14 protein-coding genes and 3 pseudogenes are annotated in these 19,786 nt (G+C 63.0%); 9 read left to right on the top strand and 8 right to left on the bottom strand.

All coding sequences use genetic code 11. The annotated features are described in order from the left end of the window. Positions 1-7: 7 nt before the first annotated feature. Positions 8-2,020: an acetyl/propionyl/methylcrotonyl-CoA carboxylase subunit alpha gene (locus tag BPHY_RS18000; RefSeq protein WP_012402871.1), complete on the top strand. Its 2,013-nt coding sequence runs from the start codon at positions 8-10 to the stop codon at positions 2,018-2,020. A 36-nt stretch (positions 2,021-2,056) separates the two neighbouring features. Here BPHY_RS18000 and BPHY_RS17995 read toward each other — a convergent pair whose 3' ends face one another. The 7 genes and pseudogenes from BPHY_RS17995 to pdxR form a co-directional block, all read right to left on the bottom strand. Beyond that, on the bottom strand, positions 2,057-2,845 hold the full coding sequence (locus tag BPHY_RS17995) for a phosphate/phosphite/phosphonate ABC transporter substrate-binding protein (protein ID WP_012402870.1): 789 nt from the start codon (positions 2,843-2,845) through the stop codon (positions 2,057-2,059). Positions 2,846-2,914: 69 nt separating this feature from the next. Next, positions 2,915-4,105, bottom strand: a complete 1,191-nt coding sequence (locus tag BPHY_RS17990) for a glycosyltransferase family 9 protein (RefSeq protein WP_012402869.1) — start codon at positions 4,103-4,105, stop codon at positions 2,915-2,917. 125 nt (positions 4,106-4,230) lie between these two features. Beyond that, positions 4,231-4,476, bottom strand: a pseudogene (locus BPHY_RS17985) (fatty acid desaturase); the annotation flags it as partial. A 668-nt stretch (positions 4,477-5,144) separates the two neighbouring features. Next, the gene (locus BPHY_RS17980; protein WP_012402868.1) at positions 5,145-5,918 is read right to left on the bottom strand and encodes an HD domain-containing protein; all 774 of its coding nucleotides are present in this window, start codon (positions 5,916-5,918) and stop codon (positions 5,145-5,147) included. A 494-nt stretch (positions 5,919-6,412) separates the two neighbouring features. Next, positions 6,413-6,868: a carboxymuconolactone decarboxylase family protein gene (locus tag BPHY_RS17975; RefSeq protein WP_012402867.1), complete on the bottom strand. Its 456-nt coding sequence runs from the start codon at positions 6,866-6,868 to the stop codon at positions 6,413-6,415. Further along, complete coding sequence (locus BPHY_RS17970; protein ID WP_012402866.1) at positions 6,865-7,308, bottom strand: cupin domain-containing protein; 444 nt, start codon at positions 7,306-7,308, stop codon at positions 6,865-6,867. Before BPHY_RS17970 ends, BPHY_RS17975 begins: the two co-directional genes overlap by 4 nt. Before the next feature lie 119 nt (positions 7,309-7,427). Continuing rightward, positions 7,428-8,837, bottom strand: coding sequence for a MocR-like pyridoxine biosynthesis transcription factor PdxR (gene pdxR / locus BPHY_RS17965; RefSeq protein WP_012402865.1), 1,410 nt, complete (start codon positions 8,835-8,837; stop codon positions 7,428-7,430). A 180-nt stretch (positions 8,838-9,017) separates the two neighbouring features. Between pdxR and BPHY_RS17960 the strand changes: the two genes are divergently transcribed. After that, positions 9,018-9,677 carry an HD domain-containing protein gene (locus BPHY_RS17960; RefSeq protein WP_012402864.1) on the top strand — a complete coding sequence of 220 codons (660 nt, stop codon included), beginning with the start codon at positions 9,018-9,020 and terminating at the stop codon, positions 9,675-9,677. 52 nt (positions 9,678-9,729) lie between these two features. Beyond that, complete coding sequence (locus tag BPHY_RS17955) at positions 9,730-10,452, top strand: SDR family oxidoreductase (protein ID WP_012402863.1); 723 nt, start codon at positions 9,730-9,732, stop codon at positions 10,450-10,452. Positions 10,453-10,565: 113 nt separating this feature from the next. Here the strand turns inward: BPHY_RS17955 and BPHY_RS17950 are convergent, their stop codons facing one another. Continuing rightward, on the bottom strand, positions 10,566-12,026 hold the full coding sequence (locus BPHY_RS17950) for an efflux transporter outer membrane subunit (RefSeq protein ID WP_012402862.1): 1,461 nt from the start codon (positions 12,024-12,026) through the stop codon (positions 10,566-10,568). Between the two features lie 76 nt (positions 12,027-12,102). Here BPHY_RS17950 and BPHY_RS17945 point away from each other — a divergent pair, with 76 nt between their 5' ends. The 6 genes and pseudogenes from BPHY_RS17945 to BPHY_RS17920 form a co-directional block, all read left to right on the top strand. Beyond that, positions 12,103-12,720 carry a TetR/AcrR family transcriptional regulator gene (locus BPHY_RS17945; RefSeq protein ID WP_041764355.1) on the top strand — a complete coding sequence of 206 codons (618 nt, stop codon included), beginning with the start codon at positions 12,103-12,105 and terminating at the stop codon, positions 12,718-12,720. An 82-nt stretch (positions 12,721-12,802) separates the two neighbouring features. Then, complete coding sequence (locus BPHY_RS17940) at positions 12,803-13,918, top strand: efflux RND transporter periplasmic adaptor subunit (protein ID WP_012402860.1); 1,116 nt, start codon at positions 12,803-12,805, stop codon at positions 13,916-13,918. Beyond that, positions 13,915-17,044: pseudogene (locus tag BPHY_RS17935) on the top strand (efflux RND transporter permease subunit). The gene BPHY_RS17940 and the pseudogene BPHY_RS17935 overlap by 4 nt, the downstream one beginning before the upstream one ends. Positions 17,045-17,079: 35 nt before the next feature. Then, complete coding sequence (locus BPHY_RS17930; protein ID WP_012402859.1) at positions 17,080-17,886, top strand: oxidoreductase; 807 nt, start codon at positions 17,080-17,082, stop codon at positions 17,884-17,886. A gap of 201 nt (positions 17,887-18,087) precedes the next feature. After that, a complete protein-coding gene (locus tag BPHY_RS17925) occupies positions 18,088-18,585 on the top strand; it encodes a MarR family winged helix-turn-helix transcriptional regulator (protein ID WP_012402858.1) in 498 nt (165 codons plus the stop codon). A gap of 886 nt (positions 18,586-19,471) precedes the next feature. Beyond that, positions 19,472-19,760, top strand: a pseudogene (locus BPHY_RS17920) (NAD-dependent dehydratase); the annotation flags it as partial. Between the last annotated feature and the right edge of the window lie 26 nt (positions 19,761-19,786).

Here is a 19,786-nt window from a genome sequence, read left to right as displayed (position 1 = left end):
ACACCTCATGTTCAACAAGATCCTGATTGCGAACCGGGGCGAGATTGCCTGCCGCGTGGCCGCGACCTGCAAGCGGCTCGGCATCACGAGCGTCGCAGTCTATTCCGACGCCGACGCGAACGCGAAGCACGTCGCGGCATGCGATGAAGCCGTGCACATCGGCGGATCGACAGCGGCGCAAAGCTATCTGCGCGTCGAACGCATCATCCAGGCCGCCATCGCGACGGGTGCGCAAGCCGTGCATCCCGGTTATGGCTTCCTGTCGGAGAACGAGGATTTCGCGCACGCTTGCGAGAAAGCGGGCATCGCATTCATCGGACCGCCCGTCGAAGCGATCGCCGCGATGGGTTCGAAGGCCGCGGCGAAAGCGCTGATGCATTCGGCCGCCGTGCCGCTCGTGCCGGGCTATCATGGCGACGACCAGAGCGCCGACCTGCTGCATCGCCAGGCCGATCAGATCGCTTACCCTGTGCTGCTGAAAGCGAGCGCGGGCGGCGGCGGCAAGGGCATGCGCGTGGTCGAGCGCACGGAAGACTTCGCGGCCGCGCTCGCGTCGTGCAAGCGCGAGGCGGCGAGCAGCTTCGGCAATGACCGCGTGCTGATCGAAAAGTATCTGACACGGCCGCGTCACGTCGAAGTGCAGGTCTTCGCGGACAAGCACGGCGGCGCCGTCTATCTGTTCGACCGCGACTGTTCGGTGCAGCGGCGTCACCAGAAGGTGCTCGAGGAGGCGCCCGCGCCCGGCCTGCAGCCGCATGTGCGTCGCGCGATGGGCGAAGCAGCCGTGGCGGCGGCGCGCGCGGTGAACTACGTGGGTGCGGGCACCGTCGAGTTCATCATGACGGAAGGCGGCGAGTTCTACTTCATGGAGATGAACACGCGTCTGCAGGTGGAGCATCCCGTGACGGAGATGGTGACGGGGCTCGATCTCGTCGAATGGCAGTTGCGTGTCGCGGCGGGCGAGCCGTTGCCGCTTGCGCAGGACCAGTTGCGTGTCGAAGGGCACGCGATCGAAGCGCGCATCTATGCCGAGCATCCGGCGCGCGGCTTCCTGCCGTCGACGGGGACGTTGAAGCATCTGCGCATGCCCGAGGGGGTCGAATTCACCCTCGGCGTGGGCGGCGAGCGCGCGCCTGTGCGCATCGACAGCGGCGTGCGCGAGGGCGATACGATCACGCCGTTCTACGACCCGATGATCGCCAAGCTGATCGTGCACGGCGCGAGCCGCGAAGAAGCGTTGAAGCGCATGAGCCAGGCGTTGCGCGGCTGCGAGGTGGTCGGTCCGCATACGAACGTCGAGTTCCTGCAGCGGATCGTGACGAGCGTGCCGTTTTCGACGGGCGATCTGGACACGGGCTTGATCGAGCGTCATCACGCCGCGCTGTTCGCGCCCGTCGCGAAGCCGTTCGTCGAAGCGCTCGCGCTGGCATGCGGTGCGCTGCTGACGCGCGAAGGCGGCGTCGCGCATGGCGCATCGCCGTGGGACGCGCTGTCGCACTGGCGTCTGAACAGTGGCTATATGCAGACTCTGAACTGGCGCGATGTCGAAACCGAGTCGGCATTTTCAGTGCTCTTTTCGCGCGACGGCGACACGCAGACGCTGACGCATGAGGGTCGAACCGAGCCCTTCAAGTGGTGGACGGGCGCTGGCCGGCATGAATACGGCGCGACCATCGGCGATGCGCATGTGACGGGCCGCGTCTTCATCGACGGCGATACGTTCCATGTGTTCTGCCGCGGCGAAGCGCTAGCGTTCGAATGGCAAAACCTGCTGGCGCATGCAGCGGACGCCGAGCATGGCGAAGGACGCCTCACTGCGCCGATGCCGGGCAAGGTGATCGCCGTGCTGGTCGAACAGGGCGCCGTCGTGGAGAAGGGGCAGCCGCTCATCGTGATGGAAGCGATGAAGATGGAGCACACGATCGGCGCGCCCGCAGCGGGCAAGGTGGCGGAGTTGCTGTACGGCGTCGGCGATCAGGTCGCCGACGGCGCACAGCTGCTGGTGCTCGACGTCGAATAAGGCCCGCTTCGACGGGTTGAACGTCAGGGCCGGACGTCATGCGAGGCGCGCGTAGTTGGCTATGCGCGCCTCGTTTTCCATCTGGCGGATGCTGTCATAGGCTGCTGCCGTCAAGTATGAGAAGCCTTTGAGTTTCAGACGCTGCGCACGCTCTGGTTGCACGTGCAGCGTTTCGTCCAACGCGGCGCGCAATGCATCGGCCTGTTCGCGCGACACGTGTTTCGATGCGATCAACGGCAGGCCGGGCGAAGAGCGCGTCGAGCCGATTTCGCGCAACCGGCTTGTGAGTTCGGGATACGCGTCGCGCGCAAAGGCCATCGTGACGCAATCGATCGCGGCGACGTCCGCGCGATCTGCGGCGACGGCATGCAGCGAGCCGAGATGCGAGCCCGTCTCTAGCGTGGAGCCGAAGAATCTGCCATTGCGCGCATAGGGCGCGACTGTGTGCCGAAAGGCGTTGTAGCCGCTGTTCGAATCGGTGGCATTGAAGGCGGCGCGCGCGCCGCGACAGGCTTCGATCGAATCGAACGGCGCGTCGCTGCGCGTGACGATCAAGCTCGAATAGTGGGCGCCCTCGCAGCCGGGCGCATCGAAGTGCGGCGTCGCGATCAGTTGCACGTACTCATGCAGTCCGAGCACGTACGGATAACCGCAAGTCTGCGCAAGCAGCAGATCGGGACGTCGCCAGAACGCGTGCAGATCGTGCGGCTCGACGATCTCGGCGGCGGGCTCGACACGGCGCAGCACGTCCGCGAGCAGCGCACGCCAGCCGGCTGCGAGTGCGGGCGATACGCCATACATCGGCAGGGCGGCGACGCTGTTCATGCAGGCGATTTTAAACGCGGACCGATTCCCGCGGCGTTCCAGCGTTGCAACCGTTGCGCTTTCGTGTCTTCATGCAGCCGCGCCGAGCCGCGTGCGCGGTTCGTCCGGTTTCTGTGCCTGTGCGGCCGACTGCACGACCGCCTCCACGACACGCTCGACAGCCGGCCATTCGTGCAGCCGTTCGCCTTGCGCGGACAGTTCGGGCGTCACGCTGACATAGTGCGACGGATAACCCCAGATCGCGTCGTGCACCTCCGGCTTCGTGATGCTGCCGCCGAGCACGGCGACCGTCGGACGACGAAACGCGGCTGCGACATGCATCAGCATCGTCGAGTTCGTCAGCACGACATCGGCCTCTTCGACGAGCGCGAACATGATGCGCATCGGCACTTCGCCAGCGAGCGAGCGGACTGGAACGCCCGGACCCGCGGCGGCGATGGCCTCGGCCGCGCGCGACCGATCGGCCGCGCTGCCGGTGATCACGATGTCGCATGCGCTGCCGCTTTGCTCGAATGCCTGCGCGATCTGCAATAGCGCCGCGCCAACTTCGCGCGCGGGCCACGCCTTCGCCGGCACGCCTGCGCCGACGCCGGCGACGATGCGAACCGTGCGTTGCCCGGCAAGCGTGTTCGTCGCCCAGTATTGCCGGGCCTGGGCACGCTCGTCGTTCGTCAGGAAGAGTTGCGGACGCACTTCCGGCAGGTCCGTTGCGCCAAGCAACTCGCCTTGCGCCAGCGCGGCGCGTCCGCATTGCCGCCGTGCATACACGACGTGGGCTTGACAGCCGCTGTCGCCGCCACGATACCCGCGCACGCCGATCCGGTAGCGCGCGCCGAGCCGCATCATCAGCAGCGTGCCCATGTAGCTGCCCAGCACGTCGATCGCGACGTCGAAGCCGCCGCGCGCACGCAGCGCCGCGACCTCCGGCGATTTCCACAGAAAGCGCAGCACGCTTTTGTGCGAGCGGTCGGCGACGATCTTGTTGTTCCAGGGCGCGTTGAGTTCGACGATTTCGTCGATATACGGATTGTTCTCCAGGATCGGACGGCCCCAACTGCCGATGCCGGCAATCAGACGCGTGGACGGAAAGCGCTTGCGCAGCGCTTCGAAGAGGGGTGTGGTGGTGAGCAGCTCGCCGAAATCGTTCGGCCGCAGCACGAGAATCTCACGCGGCGTGTCGCGGCACGGATCGAAGCGCGGCGGATAGAACCGGCTCATCAGCCAGACAGGTGTTTCGATCAGCAGATTTTTCCAACCCATGAGTGGCTCCCTCGTCGCATGCAAGGCCGACCGACATGTCTGCGATTGTGCCGGGTCGCGCTCGCGCGAAAGCGCCGAGGTTCCGCTCTTTTCCGTCATTTACGGCGTCGTGCGAGAACCCGCGTTCAGCGATGGTCCGCAAAGGCTGGCGACGGCTGTGTCCGTGCCGCGTCGGACAGTTCGCCATGCACGGGGTCCGTCACGGGAACGAACGCGTGACGCTTCGCCCATTCGCCATAACCGTTCACCATAAAGCCGCCCGAGCGTTCGCGGTATTGCCGGCGCGACGCCATATAGACGCTGCGCAGCGCAAACCACGGAACATCCGGCAGGTCGTGATGAACGAGGTGGTAGTTGTTGTTCAGAACCAACTCAGGATCTCGGAAAGCTGTGCGGGCCGGGGATCAATGGCTCATCGCAGAGCGAGATGGTTGATTCTTACCCGCTATTTACCCGCACGCTGCTATCGATGTTCGGGAAATGGCTTGGCCTGACGGTCCGCGCGAGGCTAGAGGTTGTCTACACGTCAGAACCATCACGCCGACGAATCGCACTTTTTGCCGCGCGAAAGATGGAGCGATCATCTTGCGGTTTTCCTCAGGGCTTGGTTGGCGACAGTCTGACGCGCGGCGCGCGGCCCTATAGCGCACGCGTGCGGGACGACGGGCAAGTGTCGGCCAATTTCAGACAGTCAGCGATGCTCCGGAGTTGACACCCCAACGGCCGTTGTATTCCAGATTCCCGACAATTGCACGCTACCTTTGTGTGTGGTCGGCTTACCGTAGTACGTTCCCATGTCCCCTACATCCGATCGTGAAAGCGCCTACGCGTCGCTGCTCCCCAAGGCTTCTGTCAGGGCCTGCGTTCTGAGCTGCTCGCCGCGTCGGTCGTTGCTCACCAGCGGAAGCGACGCATAGGCGTCGCCATCCGGGCCTGAGACATCGGGTTTACCGTTCAGCGGTCAACTGCGCCTTAGACAACGAAGAGCGAAAGCGTCGGGCCATGGGTGAGGTGCAGCCGGTATCCCCGAGTTGAATGCTCATTTTCTTGCGGCCCAATGAGAGTTACGCATGAGAGCGCTGAAGTCTCTACGGACGAAGTGTGGATCCTCATAGGCCATTACATCCGCCAAGCCGGTGCCCTGAGTGGTTTCAGGCCGATGTTTGAGGCTGTCGTAAAGGGTACGCATGAAGACTTCGGCAAAGTCTTGCGGGTGAGGGTATGCCATCTCAATGGCGTCTCGCTGCTCGGCGGTGAAATCGTCGTAGCCGGCGCCAACCAGATCCATGTTCGCTCCCTGAGCAACAAGTGCTGCCAGCGGTGAAACCTGTGCAGGGATACCGTTCGTTGTATGCAGCGCAATCGCAAGCCAGACTTGCTCGCTCGTGGCTTCCGACACGCCGTGGCTTCGCAGGAATTGGCGAGCGGCGTTCGCACCATCGACCTCGTATCGCAGATGGCTCTGAGCGTAATTCTCCGTCAAGCCATAATCATGGAACATTGCCGCGACGTACAAAAGCTCCGGGTCGTAGGGAAGGCCATTTCGTTGCGCAGTTAAGGCTGCCCAACAATAAACCCGCGTCGAATGCTCGAAAAGGAACTCCCCCTCCGAATCACGTATGTATCGGGCAGCGTCGCGTGCCAATTTGCTGTCAGGGATTGCTATGTTGGGCGTTCTATCGGCCGTGTCCGAACTTTGATGGTCCGGCGCAGGTGCTCGTCCAGCGGCACGCAAGTTCGACGTTTGAACGAAACCGAGCACCAAAATTAGAAGCACGGCGCAAGCCATACTCACAAAGCGAGCGATCTTCATAGTCCAATTCCTTTTCAACATGCAGACTTCTGCCGCCGTCCCGTCCGGCGAGAGATAGCTATGACATTTCCCCACAACTGTTCGACTTCCGCCAAGACCATTGCGGATGACCGTCGAGTGGACAGCACACGCGTTGATGCATGGGATCCTGACAACTACAAGCGCATCGTGAGTCGTCGTTCACCGTGCTGAAGGTCGACTGGAGTCGATGCTCATTCCCATCGTTGAACGCATCGGCGATTTGTTCCTTGGGGATTCCCTTCAGGAACGCGGAGCACTTCCACCAGCATGCGCTGGTCTTCGGTGAACTCGCTTTATGCAAGTCCGAGCACTTCAACCTCGACGCCTCTGGTCAACCAGTTGAACGACTGTGATTATTTTTAGACATGCAGTCGCGCCGCGCCTATGCAAAGCGGCTGCATTATTACGTCACAGAATCGTGCGTGCTTATGTCGAAGTCCAGGCGCTTTTCGGTGTGAACGCCCGGAATGTCTTTACGTTTCCATCACGGCCTGCGGCGTGTTCCGGAAGCTGATTGCCATACGGTTATACGTGTTCATCAGACTGATGGCGATGGTCAGGTCAACCAGTTCGCGGTCGTTGAAGACGGCGCGGGCAGCGTCGTAGGCCTCGTCCGGCACACCGGTCTGCGCCACCAGCGTGACCGATTCGGCCCACGCGAGTGCTGCACGCTCGCGGTCGTCGAATAGATGGCCCGCTTCCCTCCATGCCTGCACGAGCGCCAGCTTTTCAACCTTCACGCCTTTTTTCAGCAGGTCGCGTGTATGCATGTCCAGGCAATAGGCGCAGTTGTTGATCTGCGAGACGCGCAGGTAGACCAGGTCGACGAGAACCGGCGACAGGCCGCTCTGCAGGACGTAGCCATAGACGCCGCCAAGGGCTTTGACGCCCGCAGGCGCAATCTGTGTGTAGTCGAGGCGCTTGCTCATGAGGTGACTCCGTAAGGTGGTGGATTACTTGATGGGGTGGTCAGCGCTTTGTCGTTGCTGTCCGCGACGAACATGGCGAGTAGCTTTGCAGGCTCGGTTTCGCTCGCGTTGCGGCTCATGCGGTGAACGGCGCCGGGCTCCTCGAAGAAGCTTTCGCCGGCATGGTAGACACGCTTCGGACCTTCATCGACCTGTGACTCGATCTCGCCCGATACGACATAGGCATAGATGAAGGCCGAGCCCGCATGCCTGTGCGCTGAAGACGCGGCACCCGGTGCGTAATCGACGACGACGGCGGTCAACGACTTGCCCGGAATGTTGGGAATGGCGTGCTGAAAGTTTGGTGTGACCGTTTCAGCCGCACCGTGCGCCGCGGCGGGCACGGCGATGGCGAAGGCCATGGCTGTGCAGGCGGCTCTTGCGATGGATTGAATGTTCATGGATGTCGTGCTCCTTTGTGCTTTCGCATTGTCGTGTGACATGCGGGCATCCGAAAGCACCAGGAATGAACATTTTCACTGTACCAAGAAGCGATGGCAAAGTAGGTGTCGTTGGTCCGTCAGTAGCGCCCGCGAGCGAGTTCCAGCAGGCGGTGACAGTTGGCCGGCAGCGTTTTTTCACTCAGATTCGTCACGCCGAGCAGTAGCCCCTGCTGCCCCGGATCGCCTGTGTACCAGGGAGAGAGAGGAACTGGGGCGAGCCCGAAAGCTCGCGCCCGCAAAGCGATCTCGACATCCGATACGGATTGGGAAAGCGCGGCCACGACGGTCATGCCGGCGGCGCCCTGCACTCTGAGCGATTCCGAGGCCTGCTCCTTCAGACAATGAACGAGAGCTTCCTGCCGCGCAGCGTAGAGACGCTTCATACGTCGCAGGTGGCGAAGATAGTGTCCGTCGTGCATGAACTCGGTCACGGCGTGCTGCACGGATGCAGCGGGGGCGGGCGCGAGACACGCCGCGACGTCGCCGAAGTGCCGTGCCATGGCCGGCGGTACAACGAGAAATCCCAGACGCAGTGCCGGGCTGATCGTCTTGCTGAAGGTCCCGATGTGCAGCACCCGTCCATCCTGATCGAGCGAGGCCAGTGCCGGTGCGGCCCGTCCTTTCAGCTGCAACTCGCCGAGGTAATCGTCTTCAACGATCCAGGCTTCGTGTTGTCTGGCCCAGCCGAGTAATGATATCCGTCGAGCGAGAGACATCGTCATCCCAAGCGGGGCCTGCTGGCCCGGTGTCACCACCGCGAGGACCGCTTTGGGTGCGATCCGGGTGCCTGCGTCGATATCGAGCCCATCCGCGTCCACCGGCACGCCTGCCACGGTCATTCCCGCCAGCTCAAGCGCCGTACGCGTGAGCGGAAAGCCGGGGTCTTCCATCCAGGCTTGTCTGCCCTCCACGCGCAGGGCACGAATCGCGAGATTGAGCGCGCCGGAGAAACCTACCGTGACGAAGACCTGGGACGGACTGCATCGAAGTCCGCGTGAGACACCAAGATACGCCGCGATCTCCTGTCGCAAGTCCGGTTCGCCGCGTGGATCGGGGTAGCCTACAGGAGCCGCTGCCGCCCGGCGCGCCGCGCGCGCCTGAATGCGTGACCAGAGCTTGAACGGAAAGGCGTCCTGGGAGGGCACACCCATTTGAAACGCCAAAGGCGCCGCGTTGAAGTCGTAGAACAGATCAGGCAGCGGCGGCGCCTCGGGCGACCATCCGGTCGTCGCGGGCGAGGGCCGCGCGGTTACCCGGGTTCCGGCCGCGCCAAGGCCGATCGCGAACTGCTCGTCGATCAGACGTTCATAGGCGGCCCGCACGGTACCCCGGGACACGCCGAGCTGGGCGGCCAGATCCGACCAGGAGGGCAGCCGCGCGCCGGCGGCAAGCTGGCCCGACTCGATCGTATCTCGAATCGAGCCGTAAATTTGCGCTGATAGAGAGATGCGTCCGGCGCGATCGAGGCCGATAGAAAGCTTTGTCATGGACGCGATAGTACATTCGGATTGTTCGATCTTGGGTCTTTTGCATGACTCAAGGGAAGCGTAACTTTCCCGGAGTAGCGCCGCCAGACAATGCCATGCGGGATCAGCGGACCACGCGGCGCGGTCCGGAAGTCAGGCGTGTCGCGGAAACCGCACGCTATCTCCAGCTTGAGGAACCCGATGAAGCACGATAAAACAGCGCCGGCGAACGACATGCCCGGCGTAGTCATTCCCGACAGCCAGCTCGCGCGGGAGGTCGCGCAGCTCATTCGCGACACCGAAAGCGAACTGCTGTTCAATCACTCGACACGCGTCTACTTATGGGGCGCACTGCTGGGAAAACGAAACGGCGTCGCCTTCGACTCGGAACTGCTCTACGTTGCGTCCATGTTCCACGATATCGGTTTGACGTCGGCCTACCGCGACAGCGAACTGCGTTTTGAAGTCGACGGCGCGAATGCTGCGCGCGATTTTCTGCGCAGCCATCATGTCGACGAGGCGGACGTCGCGAAGGTGTGGACCGCTGTGGCGCTCCATACGACGCCGGGCATTCCCGAGCACATGCACGGGGAAATCGCGCTGGTGCAAGCGGGAGCGGGGACGGACGTGGCGGGACGGGGCTTCGATACGTTTTCGGAGGAACAGCGCGCGGCGGTGATCGCAGCCTGGCCGCGCGGGGCCGATTTCGGCGGCAGGATGATCGACGCCTTCTACGACGGCATGAAGCATCGTCCAGCCACCACGTTCGGCACGTTCAACGACGATTTCCTGGCATACAAGGACCCGGGCTTCGAGCGCGTAAACCTGTGCAGCATCATCTTGAATTCCCGTTGGGGCTAACGTCCTTGCGGACGATACAGCCCAGCTCTCTTATGCCTTTCAGGATTTTCCGATGTTCAAACGTACATTCTTGGTAACGGGCGCCAGCAAGGGTATCGGGCGGGCGTTGTCGAACCGGCTCGCCGCCGACGGGCACCAGGTCGTCGGTCTCGCACGCGGCGCCGACGATTCAAGTTTTCCCGGCATACTGGTTTCAGTCGATCTGACGGATCGAAATGCGACCGCGCGTGCGCTCGCGGGGCTGGCCGAGCGCTACGCCTTCGATGGCGTCGTCAATAACGCGGGGTTTGTCCGGCTCGCCGGCGTTGAAGCGATCGATCTCGACGATCTCGAAGCGTCCTTCCGTCATAACCTCACTTCTGCCGTGCAGACCGTACAAGCGCTGCTGCCCGGCATGCGGAATCGAGGGTGGGGGCGAATCGTCAATCTCTCCAGCCTTGTCGTTCTTGGCGTGGCGAACCGCACGGCTTACGCTGCGGCGAAAGCCGCGATGATGAGCTTTACGCGCACGTGGGCGCTTGAACTGGCACAGACGGGCGTCACTGTCAATTCCGTCGCGCCTGGGCCCACCGAAACCGAACTGTTCCGGCAGAACACGCCCGTGGGCGGCGAAGCGGAGCAGCGCTTTCTTTCGCTCGTGCCGATGAAGCGGTTTGGCAAGCCTGACGAATTGGCCGCAGCTTTAGCATTCTTTCTGTCCGAGGATGCAGGCTTTATCACTGGACAAACGTTATTCGTTGACGGTGGCGCGTCGGTGGGAAAGGCGGCGTTCTGATCGCACACCTATCATCGTGCTCGAAGTAGGCGGGGCGCATTACCGCGCTTCGCTAATACGAAGGAAGCCTCTGCAACGGATGGGCCGACTGCAGCCGACCGGGAGCGGTGGTGCTATCGGCTTACAACGGCCTCAGGACCGGTAGGTTGCCAGCCGCCACCGAGCGCCTTGAATGCCGCGATCGCTGCGCGCGCCGATTCCGTTTGCGCCTGCACCCGCCCATCCGAGGCGCGCAAGAGGTTGTCGTCTGCCTGCAGCACTTCGATCAGGCTGACGACACCCTTCTGATAAGCGGCGAACGAGGCCGCCCGCGCGCGTCCGAGCGAGCTCACACCCTGCGCGAGAATGGCAGCCTGATCCTCGCGCTTGACGAGTGCCGAGTAAGAATTCTCGACATCCTCCGTAGCATGCAATGCGGCAAGCCGGTAGGCGGCGAGCATCTCGGCTTCCTGCCCTTTGGCCTCCTTGATCTGCGCATTGATGCGGCCGAAATCGAACAGACGCCAGCGCAGCCCCAGCACGCCGGCGCCCTGACTGGCACCGCTACTGAACAGGTTGTCGCTGGCCACCGAGGTAGCGCTGCCGATTAAGCCACTGAGCGACACCTTGGGGTAGTACTCTGCGATGGCCACGCCAATACGCGCGTTCGATGCAGCGAGGCGCCGCTCCGCCACGATCAGATCGGGCCGACGCCTGAGCAAGGTACCCGGCGAGCCGGTGCCCGCAATTTGAGGAGCGGTCGGGATATCGCCGCCCTCGAGGAGTTCCGCCCGATGCGTGCCGGGCTGTGAACCCAGCATCACGTCCAGCGCGTTCATCGCCGCATCCAGCCCTGCCTCAAGGACCGGGATGGACGCCTGAACCTGAGCCAGCGCGCCTTCAGCCTGGCTCACCTGCAGGTCGGCCGCGAGGCCTTTCCCGTACAGAAGCTTGATGGTCGAAAGTAGATCCTGCTGCGTCTGCAACTGCTTGCGGGCCACCTGAAGACGAGCCTGTAATCCACGAATAGTGATGTAGATGTCCGCAGTCTGCGCTGCCACAGCCAGGCGCGTGGCCACCTCGCCGGCCTCTGAAGCCTGATAGTCGGCAAGCGCCGCTTCCCGTCCGCGACGCAGGCCACCGAACACATCCAGCTCCCAGCTCGCGCTGAAATTGGCCTCATAGTCGTTGCCGTAGCGGTCGAAACCGGGCGTCGAATTGAGGACCCGCCCCAAGGGAGTCTCAACCGACTGGTAAACCCGCGCAGCCTGGCCGTTGACATTGCCGGACGGCAGCAGCGCGGCGTTCGCCGCGCCGAGTCCTGCGCGCGCCTGCGAGACGCGCGCGGCGGCCTGCGCGAGGTCCAGGTTCTGTTCCAGCGCGAGCGTGACGAACCGCGTCAGCTGCGGATCGCCGAAACCCGTCCACCACGTGGCAAGGTCGGCGCTGGCCGCCGCCTGCCGGTGATCGACTGCGGCTTGGCCCTGGAAGCTGTCTGGCATGGCGACAGCCGGTCGCACATAGTCGGGACCAACCGCGCAGCCTGTCGAGAGGCTGGTGACAATGACTGCGGCAAGGAGGTGTCTGGGTAGCATCAACGTGTTCGCAAGGTTCCGGTAGTGACTATAATACCAAATAGTCACAGGTTGTCCATTCCTGTATGCTATGCCCATGAAAAACACCACCATTCCCTCTGCCCCCGCGCGCGGCCCGGCCGATCACGAGGTGCGGGACCAGATCGTTGCCGCGGCCACCGAGCACTTCAGCCGGTATGGCTACGATAAAACCACGGTCTCGGACCTCGCCAAGGCGATCGGGTTTTCCAAGGCCTACATCTACAAGTTCTTCGAATCCAAGCAGGCCATTGGCGAGATGATCTGCGGCAACTGCCTGCACGAGATCGAAAGCGAGGTCAGGGCGGCCGTAGCGGACACCGATCTGCCGCCGGAGAAGCTGCGGCGGATGTTCAAGGTCTTTACCGATGCGAGCCTCCGTCTGTTTTTCCGGGACCGCAAGCTTTACGACATCGCCGCATCGGCTGCCACCGAAAACTGGCAGGCCGTGCAAGCTTATGAAGCACGTGTTCAGAAACTGCTGCAGGAGGTTTTGCAGGAAGGTCGGCAAAGCGGTGACTTCGAGCGCAAGACGCCACTGGACGAAACCGCGACGGCGATCTATCTGGTGCTGCGCCCCTACCTCAACCCGCTGCTGCTTCAGTACAACCGCGATACCACCGATGTCGCGCCGGCGCAGTTGTCCAGCCTAGTACTTCGTAGCCTGTCGCCCTAAGCGAGATCAAGTTTGTGACACTTGACGATATTGGTCACTAGTACCATAATGAAAGCCGTCATCACTCATCGATGGGACTTTCATGTTCTCGCGTCGCCTCGCCACTTCCGCACTCGCCTGTGCGCTGCCGTTTGCGCTAGCGGCCTGCGGCGAAAAAACACTGTCCGATCCGCGCATCGAAGCCCCACTGGTGCGCATGTCCGTCGTTCAACGCGCCGTCCCCGCGTCCCGTTCGTTTACAGGGACCATCGCGGCGCGCGTGCAGAGCGACCTCGGTTTCCGTGTTTCGGGCAAGGTGCTGGAACGGCTGGTGGATGCCGGTCAAACCGTCAAGCGCGGTCAGCCGCTTATGCGCCTCGACCCCGTCGATCTCAAGCTTGCCGCGCAGGCCCGACAGGAGGCGGTCGCCGCCGCGCGGGCGCGAGCGCAGCAGACCGCGCAGGACGAGGAGCGCTACCGTGACCTGCGCGGCACGGGTGCCATCTCGGCTTCGGCCTACGACCAGGCCAAGGCGGCCGCCGATGCGGCCAGTGCGCAGCTCAATGCGGCCGAGGCTGACGCCGACGTGGCGCGCAATGCGACGGGCTATGCCGGGTTGGTGGCGGACGGCGATGGCGTTGTGATGGAAACGCTGGCCGAACCCGGTCAGGTCGTCAGCGCCGGACAGCCTGTGGTACGCCTCGCTCACGCCGGCCATCGCGAGGCTGTGATCCAGCTACCGGAAACCCTGCGCCCCGCCATCGGTTCGGTCGCCCAGGCCACGCTGTTCGGCAACAGCGGCCTTAGCGTGCCAGCCACGCTGCGCCAGCTCTCGGATACGGCGGATTCGCATACCCGCACCTTCGAAGCGCGCTATGTGCTGCAGGGCGCGCTGGCCGACGCGCCGCTAGGCGCAACCGTCACGATCGAGATACCGGACGCACGCGTGGCGCTCCAAGACGGTTTGCAGGTGCCGATTGGCGCGGTGCTCGACGCGGGCAAGGGCCCGGGCGTGTGGGTGATAAACGGCGAGCCGGCCAAGGTTGCGTGGCGGCCGGTGACGGTCCTTCACCTGGACGACGACAGCGCTCGCGTGTCAGGTACGTTGAAGCAAGGCGAGCGGGTCGTCGCGCTCGGCGCCCAGTTGCTACGCGAAGGTGAGCCGGTCCGCGTGTCCGGCCAGGCCGTCGCGATGGCGAGCGAAGGAGCACGTCCGTGAGCGAAGGCCGACTCAACCTGTCGGCGCTCGCCGTGCGCGAGCGCGCCATCACGCTGTTCCTGATCTGCCTGATCTCGCTGGCCGGGCTCGTGTCCTTCTTCAAGCTGGGTCGCGCGGAAGACCCCGCCTTCACGGTCAAGGTAATGACCATCATCACCGCATGGCCGGGCGCCACCGCACAGGAAATGCACGACCAGGTCGCCGAGAAGATCGAAAAGCGCATGCAGGAACTGCGCTGGTACGACCGGACCGAGACCTATACGCGACCTGGTCTGGCCTTCACGACGTTGACGCTGCTCGATAGCACGCCGCCGTCGGAAGTGCAGGAGGCGTTCTACCAGGCGCGGAAAAAAATCAGCGACGAAGCCGCCAACCTGCCGGCCGGCGTGATCGGGCCGATGGTCAACGACGAATATGCCGACGTCACCTTTGCGCTCTTCGCGCTGAAGGCGAGGGGCGAACCGCAACGCCTGCTCGTGCGCGATGCCGAGACGCTGCGTCAACGGCTGCTGCACGTGCCGGGCGTGAAGAAGGTCAACATCATCGGCGAACAGGGTGAGCGCATCTACGTCCAGTTCTCGCATGACCGGCTGGCAACGCTCGGCGTCAGCCCGCAGGACGTGTTCGCCGCGCTTAATGGCCAGAACGCCCTGACGCCCGCCGGCTCCGTGGAGACCAAAGGTCCGGAGGTGTTCATTCGCCTCGACGGCGCCTTTGACAACCTGCAGAAGATCCGCGACACGCCGGTCGTGGTGCAGGGCCGCACGCTGAAGCTGTCGGACATTGCTACCGTCGAGCGCGGTTATGAAGATCCGGCAACGTTCATGATCCGCAACAATGGCGAACCGGCGCTGCTGCTGGGCATCGTGATGCGCGACGGCTGGAACGGGCGCGACCTCGGCAAGGCACTGGACAGCGAGGTCGGCGCAATCAACGCCGGGCTGCCGCTGGGCATGAGCCTCGCCAAGGTGACCGACCAGTCCGTGAACATCAGCTCGGCCGTCGACGAGTTCATGGTCAAGTTCTTCGCCGCGCTGCTCGTCGTCATGCTGGTGAGTTTCGTCAGCATGGGCTGGCGTGTCGGCCTCGTCGTTGCCGCGGCGGTGCCGCTGACGCTGGCCATCGTGTTCGTGGTGATGGCCGCGACCGGCAAGAACTTCGACCGCATCACGCTCGGCTCGCTGATTCTCGCGCTCGGCCTGCTGGTCGACGACGCGATCATCGCGATCGAGATGATGGTCGTGAAGATGGAGGAGGGCTACGGACGCGTGGCCGCGTCGGCCTACGCGTGGAGCCACACGGCCGCGCCGATGCTGGCCGGCACGCTGGTGACCGCCGTCGGCTTCATGCCGAACGGCTTCGCGCGCTCCACCGCGGGAGAATACACCAGCAACATGTTCTGGATCGTGGGGATTGCGCTGATCGCATCGTGGGTCGTGGCGGTCGTCTTCACACCGTATCTCGGCGTGAAGATGCTGCCGGACTTCAAGAAGTTCGAAGGCGGGCACGATGCGATCTACGACACGCCACGCTACAACCGATTCCGCCAGTTGCTGACGCGCGTGATCGCGCGCAAATGGCTGGTCGCTGGTTCGGTCGTCGGCCTGTTCGTGCTTGCGATTCTCGGCGTGGCGATCGTCAAAAAACAGTTCTTCCCCAACTCCGACCGTCCCGAAGTGCTGGTCGAGGTGCAGATGCCCTATGGCACGTCGATCTCCCAAACCAGCGCTACCACGGGGAAAGTCGAAGCGTGGCTCGCGAAGCAAAAGGAAGCGAAGATCGTCACCGCCTACGTCGGGCAGGGTGCGCCGCGCTTTTTCCTGGCGATGGGACCGGAACTACCCGACCCTTCGTTCGCCAAGATCGTGATCCGCACGGACAGCCAGGAAGAGCGCGATGCATTGAAGCAGCGGCTGCGTCAGGCAATCGCAGGCGGTCTCGCGCCGGAAGCACGCGTGCGAGTCACACAGCTCGTGTTCGGGCCGTACTCGCCGTTCCCGGTCGCCTATCGGGTCACCGGTCCGGACCCCGACAAGCTACGTGGTATTGCTGCCGAAGTTCAGCGTGTGATGGACGGCAGTCCGATGATGCGCACGGTCAATGCCGATTGGGGCGCGCGCGCCGACGCTGCACTTCACGTTGCAGCAGGACCGTCTTCAGGCGGTGGGACTGACGTCCGGCGCCGTCGCGCAACAACTGCAGTTCCTGCTCACCGGCGTGCCCGTCACCGCTGTGCGCGAGGATATCCGGACCGTGCAGGTCGTCGCGCGTTCGGCCGGCGACGCACGGCTCGACCCCGCGCGGCTCGGCGACTTCACGCTGGCCGGCGACAACGGACAGCGCATTCCGCTGTCGCAGGTCGGCAAGGTCGACGTGCGCATGGAGGAGCCGATCATGCGCTGGCGCGATCGCGTGCCGACGATCACGGTGCGCGGCGATATCGCCGATGGCCTGCAGCCGCCGGACGTCTCGACCGCCATCACGAAGCAGCTTCAGCCCATCATGGCCAGGCTGCCGGGCGGCTATCGGATCGAGGAAGCCGGCTCCATCGAGGAATCGGGCAAGGCGACGACCGCCATGCTGCCGCTGTTCCCGATCATGCTGGCGATCACGCTGGTTATCATCATCCTCCAGGTTCGCTCGATCCCGGCGATGGTGATGGTGTTCATGACCAGCCCGCTCGGCCTGATCGGTGTGGTGCCGACGTTGATCCTGTTTCGGCAGCCATTCGGCATCAACGCGCTGGTCGGCCTGATTGCGCTGTCGGGGATCCTGATGCGCAACACGCTGATCCTGATCGGGCAGATCCACCAGAACGAGCAGGCGGGACTTGACCCATTCCATGCGGTCGTCGAAGCAACCGTGCAGCGTGCACGCCCGGTGATCCTGACTGCAATGGCCGCAATCCTCGCGTTCATTCCGCTGACCCACTCGGTGTTCTGGGGCACGCTCGCTTACACGCTGATCGGCGGAACGTTTGCAGGGACGGTACTGACGCTGGTCTTCCTGCCGGCCATGTATTCGATCTGGTTCAGGATCCGGCCCGGCAACCCCGCGGGTTCGCATAAGGGCCGCCACGAGCACGCCGCTCCTCCCGAACTGATGCTGCACGACGCGCGCGGTTAACGCGCAATCAATTTACTGTATCGAACGAAACTACCATGCCCAATTCCAAAGTGATCGTTGTGACCGGCGTGTCGTCTGGTATCGGACGCGCGACCGCAGAGAAGTTCGCGAAGCGCGGGTGCCGCGTGTTCGGCACCGTGCGCAGCATTGCAAAGACGGCGTCATTGGGCGGCGTCGAGCTGGTGGAGATGGATGTGCGCGACGATGCTTCCGTTCAAACCGCGATTCATACGATCGTCGATCGCGCCGGGCGTATCGACGTGCTCGTCAACAATGCCGGCACGACGCTGATCGGAGCGGTGGAGGAAACGTCGGTTACCGAAGCCGCCGCGCTGTTCGACACCAACGTATTAAGCATTCTGCGTACGAGCCAGGCAGTGCTTCCGCACATGCGGGCGCAACGTGGCGGAAGGATCGTCAATATCAGTTCGGTGCTCGGCTTTTTGCCGGCGCCATACATGGGACTCTATGCGGCGTCCAAGCACGCCGTCGAGGGGTTGACCGAGACGCTGGATCACGAGGTGCGCCAGTTCGGTATCCGCGCGACGCTGATCGAGCCGTCCTTCACCCGAACCAATCTCGATGTCAATGCGCCTCAGGTGAGTTCGAAAATCGCCGCCTATGACCGCGAACGTGCGCTTGCATCGAGCGCGGTCGTCAACAGTGTCAAAGGTGCCCCCACGCCCGATCGCGTGGCAGACACAATTGTCGAAGCCGCGCTTGGCGGCTGGCGTATGCGTTTCACACCGGCAGGACAGGCGTCTCTCTTGAGGAAATTGCGTCGCTTCATGCCGGCAGCTCCCGTCGATGCAAGTCTGAGGAAAACATTTGGCCTCGCGTGATTTCTGACTCCAAGCGTTAGTTCGGGCCGTCCCGTCACGCTCGCGTCGCCAGAAGCCTGCTAACCAGGCCTTCAGACCTTGATGGTCACCTCGATTTCGGTGCCTTGCAGCCGCTCTCGCCGCAGCATCGGAGTACGCCAGGTGAGCGCGTAATCTTTCCCATCAAACGCATATATGGAAAATCAGGATTCTGGGAGGTCGATGTGTGATCTGCAAGCAATCTCCGCAGTCGCACTGAACCATTTTTTTGCCCAGCGCGCGATGCGGGCTTTCTGGACCCATTTCGACGAAACGCTGCGACATACCGATGTCAACGCCTCCCAGTTTTGTATGCTCGCCTTGCTGCATCAACGCGAGCCACTGGTTTTCGGCGATATGGCTGCGGAACTCGAAATGGACCGGTCGAATCTGTCGGCCAATCTGGCACCACTGCTCCGCCGCGGGCTTATCTCAACGATCACCCACGAAAGAGATCGACGGAAACGTCAGCTTGTCGTGACTGCGCGAGGTCGAAAAGCTGTGACTTCCGCAATGATCCCCTGGATGCGGGCCTACCAGGATACCTTCACGTTTGTGAGGCTGCTTGATATCGATTCCATGCGCGATCTCTTTCGTGTGATGCGGGACATGAAAAAGCAGGATGACCTGAGCGGAACCGCGGTTCGCCCAGAATCTCAGTTGGTTTTACGAAACGACTAGCCCGGAAAGCCACGGACGGCGCGCCAACGTGACCTGTTGCCTCGGCCGCATCGAACCGGCTCGTAAAAGGAAGACTCCGCACGAAGACCGCGTCCATCGGGAATCGCGCATGTGGTATTCGTGGCCACTGTGTCGATGGGGACGTCCCGGACCTCCGGACATACCCGCACGCTCACCGGCTTGATGCGATGTCGTGCGGGGCGCTTAAGAAAGGCGAACTGAACGCGCGAATGCTTTGGGACGACGGGGGCCGATCGTCTTCGACGGGGATGAGGATATATTTACCTTGCCGCCATTCTCTCCGTCGTAGCCTCGTATCTCATAGACCGTCTCGACCGAATGCGCAGTTACGACCCTTGCTACCGGCGCGCTGTTGGAGTTGCAAGGGCCGGTGTCAGAGGCGAAGCGGTCGTCTCAATGACACTGTCTTAGCGAAAGCGAACGGCGCTTGTTGGCCGGTTGGGTGAGGTCGCCAACGGCTGCTTAGTGGCACTCCAGTCTGCCAAATCTGGATTTGGCTGACTGCCCGGTTTGAAGAAAGTTGTCTGACCGGAGTGGGTCGGATTATGCCTTTTGCATGAAAAGCGCCCCGGAAGGTATCAGCGCGTGCGGCCGCGGGGCACAGTGCGGCCACGAACGGCCGTTCACAAGCCGAGCGTTATTGCTGACAGCCGCTTGCCATATTCGGTGCCTGCGGGGTTGCGAGAGACTCTTGGGAATCGGGCTTCAAATGCCAGAACCTGAGTTATTGCGAGCACCCTAGGGCGCTCGCATGTCGGCAGACGGTAGTCGGTTCGACAGCAAGCTGATCTGCGACGCGATCTTCTTCGCATCCTTCGGCGTCGCAGGATTGTAGACACACATGCTGAGATCCGTCCGGCCGTCGACCGAGAAGGTGAATGTGCCACCAGATTTCCCATTTCCCCGCGGAGCAGACGGCACTAGCACTGAGGCGCGTGCGCGCCTCGGTGGTGCGGCTTCCCCAGGTTCACAACACAATGCGGCAAGGGCTTCTGACTTACGCTGTTTCGATGGCGCAGGAGAAAGGTGTGTCAGCCTATGTGGGGGAAGGACGCAACCGCTGGGCGGCGGCACACATCTCCGATGTCGCCCGTCTTTACCGGTTGGCGCTGGAAAAGAACGAAGCGGGCGCGAGATATCATGCAGTGGCCGAAAGCGCTGGTCTGTGCGCGGCACACGT

Source organism: Paraburkholderia phymatum STM815 (assembly GCF_000020045.1).
GTDB classification, from domain to species: Bacteria; Pseudomonadota; Gammaproteobacteria; order Burkholderiales; family Burkholderiaceae; genus Paraburkholderia; species Paraburkholderia phymatum.
This window is presented reverse-complemented; position numbering and strand designations above follow the sequence as displayed.

Bases quoted from the DNA above. Each gene is read 5' to 3' on its own strand.
- BPHY_RS17930 (WP_012402859.1), top strand. From the start codon at position 17,080: ATGCCCAATTCCAAAGTGATCGTTGTGACCGGCGTGTCGTCTGGTATC.
- BPHY_RS17925 (WP_012402858.1), top strand. From the start codon at position 18,088: ATGTGTGATCTGCAAGCAATCTCCGCAGTCGCACTGAACCATTTTTTT.
- BPHY_RS17955 (WP_012402863.1), top strand. From the start codon at position 9,730: ATGTTCAAACGTACATTCTTGGTAACGGGCGCCAGCAAGGGTATCGGG.
- BPHY_RS17940 (WP_012402860.1), top strand. From the start codon at position 12,803: ATGTTCTCGCGTCGCCTCGCCACTTCCGCACTCGCCTGTGCGCTGCCG.
- BPHY_RS17995 (WP_012402870.1), bottom strand. From the start codon at position 2,845: ATGAACAGCGTCGCCGCCCTGCCGATGTATGGCGTATCGCCCGCACTC.
- BPHY_RS17970 (WP_012402866.1), bottom strand. From the start codon at position 7,308: ATGAACATTCAATCCATCGCAAGAGCCGCCTGCACAGCCATGGCCTTC.
- BPHY_RS18000 (WP_012402871.1), top strand. From the start codon at position 8: ATGTTCAACAAGATCCTGATTGCGAACCGGGGCGAGATTGCCTGCCGC.
- BPHY_RS17990 (WP_012402869.1), bottom strand. From the start codon at position 4,105: ATGGGTTGGAAAAATCTGCTGATCGAAACACCTGTCTGGCTGATGAGC.
- BPHY_RS17975 (WP_012402867.1), bottom strand. From the start codon at position 6,868: ATGAGCAAGCGCCTCGACTACACACAGATTGCGCCTGCGGGCGTCAAA.
- BPHY_RS17950 (WP_012402862.1), bottom strand. From the start codon at position 12,026: ATGCTACCCAGACACCTCCTTGCCGCAGTCATTGTCACCAGCCTCTCG.
- BPHY_RS17980 (WP_012402868.1), bottom strand. From the start codon at position 5,918: ATGAAGATCGCTCGCTTTGTGAGTATGGCTTGCGCCGTGCTTCTAATT.
- BPHY_RS17945 (WP_041764355.1), top strand. From the start codon at position 12,103: ATGAAAAACACCACCATTCCCTCTGCCCCCGCGCGCGGCCCGGCCGAT.
- BPHY_RS17960 (WP_012402864.1), top strand. From the start codon at position 9,018: ATGAAGCACGATAAAACAGCGCCGGCGAACGACATGCCCGGCGTAGTC.
- pdxR (WP_012402865.1), bottom strand. From the start codon at position 8,837: ATGACAAAGCTTTCTATCGGCCTCGATCGCGCCGGACGCATCTCTCTA.